4 protein-coding genes and 3 pseudogenes are annotated in these 7,038 nt (G+C 60.1%); 6 read left to right on the forward strand and 1 reads right to left on the reverse strand.

Going from position 1 to position 7,038, the window contains the following annotated elements:
* Window positions 1–588: 588 nt before the first annotated feature.
* From RND78_RS28615 to RND78_RS27295, 4 genes and pseudogenes are all read left to right on the forward strand, one after another.
* A pseudogene (locus RND78_RS28615) lies at window positions 589–1,563 on the forward strand (methyl-accepting chemotaxis protein); the annotation flags it as partial.
* Window positions 1,564–1,707: 144 nt separating this feature from the next.
* A complete protein-coding gene (locus RND78_RS28620) occupies window positions 1,708–2,421 on the forward strand; it encodes a methyl-accepting chemotaxis protein (RefSeq protein WP_409457145.1) in 714 nt (237 codons plus the stop codon).
* Between the two features lie 661 nt (window positions 2,422–3,082).
* Window positions 3,083–4,086: pseudogene (locus RND78_RS27290) on the forward strand (IS110 family transposase).
* 635 nt (window positions 4,087–4,721) lie between these two features.
* Window positions 4,722–5,030: a hypothetical protein gene (locus RND78_RS27295; protein WP_312733324.1), complete on the forward strand. Its 309-nt coding sequence runs from the start codon at window positions 4,722–4,724 to the stop codon at window positions 5,028–5,030.
* A 99-nt stretch (window positions 5,031–5,129) separates the two neighbouring features.
* Here RND78_RS27295 and RND78_RS27300 read toward each other — a convergent pair.
* A pseudogene (locus RND78_RS27300) lies at window positions 5,130–5,600 on the reverse strand (S49 family peptidase); the annotation flags it as partial.
* A gap of 815 nt (window positions 5,601–6,415) precedes the next feature.
* On the opposite strand from RND78_RS27300, the gene RND78_RS27305 reads away from it, so the two are divergent.
* Entirely contained in the window at window positions 6,416–6,733 is a 318-nt protein-coding gene (locus RND78_RS27305) for a hypothetical protein (RefSeq protein WP_312733326.1), read from the forward strand.
* A gap of 51 nt (window positions 6,734–6,784) precedes the next feature.
* On the forward strand, window positions 6,785–6,979 hold the full coding sequence (locus RND78_RS28625; protein ID WP_409457146.1) for a DUF6012 family protein: 195 nt from the start codon (window positions 6,785–6,787) through the stop codon (window positions 6,977–6,979).
* Window positions 6,980–7,038: the final 59 nt, after the last annotated feature.

Genomic DNA, 7,038 nt, shown 5'->3' on the forward strand with positions numbered 1-7,038 from the left:
GCATAAGTTGCCATAGGTCGCCAGCCAGATGATCACTGACATGCGCTTTCTGTTGATGTGCTCCAACTCCAGATTCAGGACATATCCGGTAACAGCCTGTAAAACACCTGAAACATTAGACATATGACCTCGCACGAAGCGAGCCGGCTGTCCCCTCGGATTGATTGGTTATCGGCCAAAGCCGCTTTCTTGAGCGATTAGCAGTCTAGTAGGCGCCTCGTTTGAGATCGCTGATTTAAAACATGTCATTGTCCGCAGCCTACTGCTCGTCCTGACTGCTATCATCTTGCTCGTGTGCCTGAATCACAACGCCGGTATGTCCGTGGTTGTGAATGATAGCGCCTCAGCGGGACATCGTTGTTACCCGCATTTAGTGCCAAGCGCCCCCTCCGCGCCTTCAGGCCTGCCGTAAGGCTGACGAAATCTTAGAGGTCATGTTACCGTCAACCCCTAAAGCGAAGGCGAGTTCGCCATCGCGTTACAAAGCTCACTATCCAGGTATTTCACATGCAGCACAACGGCTGGAATTTCCTCAGCAACATCGGCGTTCGAGCCAAGCTTACGCTCGGCTTCTCCCTGCTCATCGGTATGATTTTGCTGGTGGCATACACCGGTTGGACGGCGACCGATACGCTGCGCGACCGTAGCGCCCGAATGGGTGATATAGCCGGCTTTAGCACCTTGGCTCGAGACATGCACATCGAGCGCTTGGTGTACATCACTAAAGCCGATGACGTGCAGGCTGGAAAGTGGCTCGCCGCCCTCGATAAAACTGAGGGTCAGCTGAACAGCATCATCCCCTATTTCAATTCCGCAGCTAACACGGTACTACTGAGTGAAGCGGACGCCATCCTCAAGCGCTACCGCGAGTTCTATCAGCAGACGGTGGCAGCAACCCGTGAACGGGAGGCTACGCGGACGACTGCAACGATGTCAGCTGAGGCTATTGACGCGGATCTTTTGGCGCTTTCCGCGGCGGCTAATGCCGAAGGCGGTCGCTTCGAAGATCGTCAGCAGCTCGCCTCGCTATACGTTGGCGTGCAGCGCATGCGGGTCAGTTTGCGCGGCTATGCCCAGTTACCAGGCAAGGACGCCGAGGAAACAGCGCGCGCTGCAATCTCAGCAGTAATAGCGCAGATCAAAGCTCTTGAAACGACCGGCCTTCCGCGCGATGTCGTCCAAAAACTTGCCAATGAGGTAAGCAGCTACCAGGAGCGCCTTCAGCAGTTGGTTGCGGACCAAGTGAAGGTAGATGCCGCGCAGGCGGGTATCTCGGCCTCGATCACGACGCTGCTTGCGACTGCCGACAAACTGACCGCTATTCAGAACGAGTTCCAGGCCTCTGATGTGGCCGGCGCCCGGCAGATGCTGCTGATCTGGCTGGCTGTCGCCATCACTATGGCGTTTCTCGGTGCCTGGATGATCACACTCTCTATCGTCCGGCCGCTGAAAGAGACCGTTGCGCTGGTCGAGACCGTTGCCAGTGGTGACTTCACTCATTACCAGACGGTTACCCGCAGAGACGAGCTGGGCATGCTGCAGAACAGCATGCAGCGGATGACCACCAGTCTTCGCGGCCTGATCGGTGAAATGAAGGACGGAGTCGTTCAGGTTGCGAGTGCGGCGGAGCAGCTGTCGGCGGTCACTGAGCAGACCAGTGCTGGCGTGCAATCCCAGAAGGTCGATACCGATCAGATCGCTACCGCTATGCAGGAGATGACCGCGACCACCCATGAGGTTGCGCGTAACGCGGGTGAGGCGGCCAAATCGGCGATGGATGCCAGCCAGCAGGCGCAGCAGGGTGACAGGGCTGTCACCAAGGCGGTCAATCAGATCGAGCTGCTCGCTCACGAGATGGACTCGACCAAAGCTGCCATGGCCGCGCTGCGCGACCAAGCCGATAGCATTGGTGGCGTTCTGGAGGTGATCAAGTCGGTCGCCGAGCAGACCAACCTGTTGGCGCTGAACGCAGCTATCGAGGCTGCCCGGGCCGGTGAAGCAGGTCGCGGCTTTGCCGTGGTGGCGGATGAGGTCCGAGGTCTGGCGCAGCGCACGCGCGCTTCTACCGACGAGATCGCTCAGCTGATCGACGGCCTAAATCAAAGCACGGACCGAATGGCCGCGGTGTTGGAGCAGAACGTGCAATTCACTGGCAGCAGCGTGAATCTTTCCCGCGAGGCTGGCGAGATGCTTAAACGCATTACCCAGTCGGTGAAAAGCATCGAGTCGATGAATGAGCAGATAGCCTGCGCGACCGAACAGCAAAGCTCAGCAGGAGAAGAGATCAGCCGCAGCGTCACCAACGTCCGCGACATTTCCGACCAGACCGCGGCAGCGAGTGAGGAGACGGCGTCCTCGAGCATGGAGCTGGCCCGCATTGGGTGTCGCCTGCAGGAGATGACTGCTCGCTTCAAGGTCTGACGGATCTTGGGCCCGGTAACGCACCGGGCTCGCCCGCCACTTGGTAGATTTCGTTCTTACTGTTAAATCCGCTATCGAGCGCCAGTGGTGCACGCGTTTTAGGCAGCGTGTGGAAGGGGCTACCCAGATAATGAGATGAGCGCCTCCCTCCTTGTACGCCGTATCGGTTCAGGTGAAGAGGCCAAGGCACTAGGCTAAGGTCTAGCGAAATTGGTCTAGGCGACCCAGAGGGTCGGTTGGGCTCGGCCGGTCAATTTGCATTCTTGGCATCGAGGGCTAGGCTCAGGTTATTTGTTTAATTACAGACATAGGCAATCATGTCCTTATCGTCTAACGCGAGGGTTTTCTCGATGTTCGCACACGAAAAGATCGGTCTTATGCTGCTTATCGGCACCTTGGGTATCGCGGTGTATCTGTTGGCCCATCACTTGGTCGCTAGTCGAGTATCAAGAAAGAAATCAGATCCCATAAATTCAGAGGATGAGCATCATCACAGGACGTAGTTTGCGTCGCCGAGGAGGGCACCGTTTGGTCATTCGAGTCATAGAAATGAGATGAGCGCCTCCTCTTTACACGCCCAGATCGGATCCAGGTGAAGGGGCCCAGGCATTAGGCTAAGGTCTAGCGAATGAAGATTTCCCACCCAGCGGAGGAAGGCGCCATGCAACCCATGCCGGTCGGTATCGACATTGCCAAGCACGTCATCCAGGTGCATTACGTGGAGGATCGTAGCGGAGAGGTGGTGAACAAGACGCTCAAACTCGAGCGTTTCCTGGCCCACTTCGCCAACCGACCACCTTGTCTGATCGGGATGGAAGCCTGCGGCGGCGCTCATCATTGGGCGCGGCAATTGCTGGGCATGGGGCACCAGGTCAAGCTGATGCCGGGTGCCTACGTCAAGGCCTTCAATCTGCGCAATAAGAATGACGTGGCCGATGCCCAGGCCATCTGGCGCGCCGTGCAGCAGCCAAGTCGCGCTGTGGCGGTCAAAAGTGAAGCCCAACAGGCGATGTTGGCGTTGCACCGGATCCGCTCGCAATTGCGCAAGTGCAAGCAGATGCAGGGCAATGCCCTGCGCGGTTTGATCGCGGAGTACGGCGAAATCATCAGTAAGGGCCAGGCGGCCTTGAACCGGGCGCTGCCCGAGATCTTGATCCGCTTGGCCGAACGGCTGCCGGCCGTACTCATCGATAGCTTGAACTTGACCGACTCGAAGAGCGCATCGCTGCCATCGAGCGACGGATTCGCGAGTTGAGCCGCGCCGATGAGGGTGTGAAGGCGCTGGGTGAGATTCCCGGCGTGGGCTTGTTGACCGCGACGGCTGCCGTGGCGGCCATGGGCGATCCGCGGGCATTTCGATCGGGCCGCGAGTTTGCCGCCCGGGCCGGCCTGGTGCAGCGACAGACCGGCACGGGAGGTAAGATTAATCTGCAGGGGATCAGTAAACGAGGCGACAGGTATTTGCGCAAGTTGCTGATCAACGGGGCGCACAGTGTCATTCAGAATGCGAAGGACCCAGGGCCTTGGATACGGGAGGTGCAAAGACGGCGACCGCTGAATGTCGCGGTCGTGGCCCTGGCTAACAAGATGGCGCGAACCATCTGGGCCGTCTTGGCGCATGGCCGCCCCTATCAATGTCCTTGGGCTTCGACGTCGGTGTCTTAACAGGTATGGCTCGGCTCGTAGAAATGGAAGAGCAGCGGTAAACCTGCACGGGTTGCGCAGGCAGCGTAGGTAATGGCAGCACAGGTCGGACCGGGACTCATCAAGCCTGAAAAAAGTATCGAACCCTGAGTTCGCACAGGTAATGAGGCATGAGTCAGCGGAGCTCATTAGGGCCCGCCACTTGAGTGGTGTTAAGGCCGGACATATAGCTGCAACCGTCTTGGCCGTCATCGCATACGTCCGCCTGGCAAACGGGGGCGCTCATATATACTCGTTGAAGCGCCTGGGCCGTTCCAGATGCAATCTGAGTAACAATGCGGCGTCGCAGGGCATACGCATGGCCGCTGTCCTGGAAGCTGACATCCAGGCCGGTCAATCACCGGTCGTGGTTTTGTCCGTCCGGCACAATTTCCAACTGCCAAGCGGGCGAAGGGCAGCCTCACACTGAAAGCTGGTGGGCGTGCCGCTCAGGTGGTGGTCGGGTTATCCCTAGCGGCAGATCAGCAGTCACTTCGGCAAGGCCCGGCGCGCTTTCGGAGCCTCGATCCCTCAGCTTTTAGGCTGCGGCCTAATCTTTAACCGAAATCGATGATTTCTATGACCTAGGTAACCACTGCCCATAGCAAGGAGAAGTCATGGAACAAGGAATCGATCGGCTTAGAACGGCTTTAGCGCCCTACACCACGACAGCCGCGCCTCGTCCGGCAGACAGAGCCATGGTGGTAACGGTGAGTTATGGGGCGGCGGAGGTCACCCGCGCTGTGAAGCTTGCAGATCTGGAGGATCAGGCCAAGCTTGCCGATGTCATCAATGATTTCAAGCGCGATATGGCAGCAGGCCGTGAGGGCGGTGAAGAAGAGCACGCGAAGTTGACGCGGCGCCTCGGCTCGCGTGGTTTAGAGTCCTTCAATCCTGAACTGCGTGCCCCACATAAGGCGAAATAGCTCTTACGGGCCGCTGCAGGCAGCGACCGCGCCTGATGCATTGACAGGCGCAGCTATCGCTTCCAGGTAGGCCGGCGGTCGCCGCCATTTCTCACCGACTCACCGAAGCGATACGCCACTGAAGCCGAGTGCCATCGACAGCTGCTGCGCGGCGGAAGCACCGAGGCGCTTAGCGAAGCGATCGAAGGCATTGTCCTTGACGGTGAAGTCGACCTGGCTCGTGGCGCCCACTAGGTCTCGGGCGACGTAGTCGACATCTCCCAGCTTATCGATCAGGCCCAGCTGCTTGGCCTGCTCGCCGGTCCAGATTAGGCCGGAGAACAGCTCCGGATGATCGGCATCCTTCAGGCGATCGCCGCGGCCGGTCTTCACCGACTGGATGAACTGCTGGTGCGTCTGCTTGAGCACGTCGTTCCAGAAAACGGTCTCTTCGGGGTTCTTCGGCTGGAACGGATCCAGGAATGCCTTGTGCGCGCCGGAAGTGTAGGCCCGGCGTTCAACCCCGATGCGGTTCATCAGGTCGACGAAGCCGAACGACGCCGCCGTCACGCCGATGGAGCCGACCAGCGAGGGATCCAGGCGCTGCGGTTGGATGTCGATCCAAAAGGTTCCCTGGCGCCGGCGGCCGTTCGTAACGCGCTGTGCTTGGTTGAGACCTGGGACACCATGCCCTTCAAAGCACCGGGGCCGGTTTCGGCACCGGTTAGCCATAGCAGCCAGATGGGTGACTACCTCCTCTTCCTCGTGCTGATTGCATCCCTGGCCGGCGCCCCTTCGGATTGGCACGCATGCTCGACGCGCCTACACCGGGCCCCTGGCTACTCGTCTTCTACTACGGGGTGTTTGGACAGACGCTCTACAGCTGGGGCTCGGTTCTCGTGAAGGGCTTCTTGGCTGCGGAACGTTCGCGTCGGCACACCCCGCCGGCCTGATGCGCCACCGGCGCCTATCGACGACTCCAGGTGCTGGCGGCTGGCTGAATGTCCTCTTGACGCTGCAAGCTACCGGAACGACAGTCAGCGGCCCACGTTTCGGAGGGTGAACATGACTGAACCTCGTGCACGGGCACCGGGCCCGACAATTGATGGGCCAGCGCGCGCTCGCACGGCGCCGGCGGCGGATCACGATGCGCACTCGTTGGCCCGGCAGCTCCTGGCAGAGCTCATCGGCACGCCTGGTGAGCTCCAAGCCGAGCTCGATGCAGCATCTCGGGCAACCCCCGAATCCCCTACCAAGAAGGGCGTGAATCGACGCTTGCGCTGACAGCGGCAGCCGCGGCCGCAGCCGCAGCCGCACACTAGGCCGACCGCCCGGGTCGACGCCTTTGCTGCCAAGTGGGAAAGCGCGTTGATCTGGGACGGACCACTCCTATCGAGGACGGCCCCATGCTTGACCTGTACAACATGATCGGTGCACTGATCCCCACGGCTGGCCCCACCAAGGCCCATCCGGATGACGCTTACCGTGAAGGCTACGCCGCCGCGATCAATGATGCGCTGAAGAAAGTCAACCAGGCACCTGACGCATCCACAGCCGCGATCGCCTTCGCACTGGAGACCGACGAGGGCATGACCTTCCTGCGCTGCTGGAACGAAGGCGACTTCGAGGCCATCCGCCGGGAGTGGCCGGAAGCGCCGGATGACGTCTTCGAGGGCGCCGATCCGCTGTTCAAGCGAGCGAGCTCCCAGCTGCCGGCCGGCTAGCGCCCCCATGCCCGAGGCAGCCGCTCATGCTCATCCACCTGGTACCACGTCCTGACCTGTCCGGTTTCGGGGCCGCACGTCCAACTGATCGATCTGCAAATCGACTCGGTAGGCCTTCTCCTGCGTGATCGGGTGGACCTGGCCACGCGCCGGCCGATGCCGAACAAGCGCATGGCGATCGGCTGCATCAAGCGTGGGCGCCTGGCGCGGGTAGGCTTGCTGATCGATACGCTCCGGCCGGCCTAGCCATTCACCGTGGTGTATCGCTAGGTGTGATCTCTCAGTAGGTTGTTCATCCGGGGCGT

It is taken from the genome of Pseudomonas oryzihabitans, assembly GCF_032027545.1.
Lineage (GTDB): Bacteria > Pseudomonadota > Gammaproteobacteria > Pseudomonadales > Pseudomonadaceae > Chryseomonas > Chryseomonas oryzihabitans_F.

Excerpts from the sequence above, each read along its gene's own strand:
- RND78_RS28620 (WP_409457145.1), top strand. The coding sequence starts at position 1,708 with ATGCAGGAGATGACCGCGACCACCCATGAGGTTGCGCGTAACGCGGGT.
- RND78_RS27295 (WP_312733324.1), top strand. The coding sequence starts at position 4,722 with ATGGAACAAGGAATCGATCGGCTTAGAACGGCTTTAGCGCCCTACACC.
- RND78_RS27305 (WP_312733326.1), top strand. The coding sequence starts at position 6,416 with ATGCTTGACCTGTACAACATGATCGGTGCACTGATCCCCACGGCTGGC.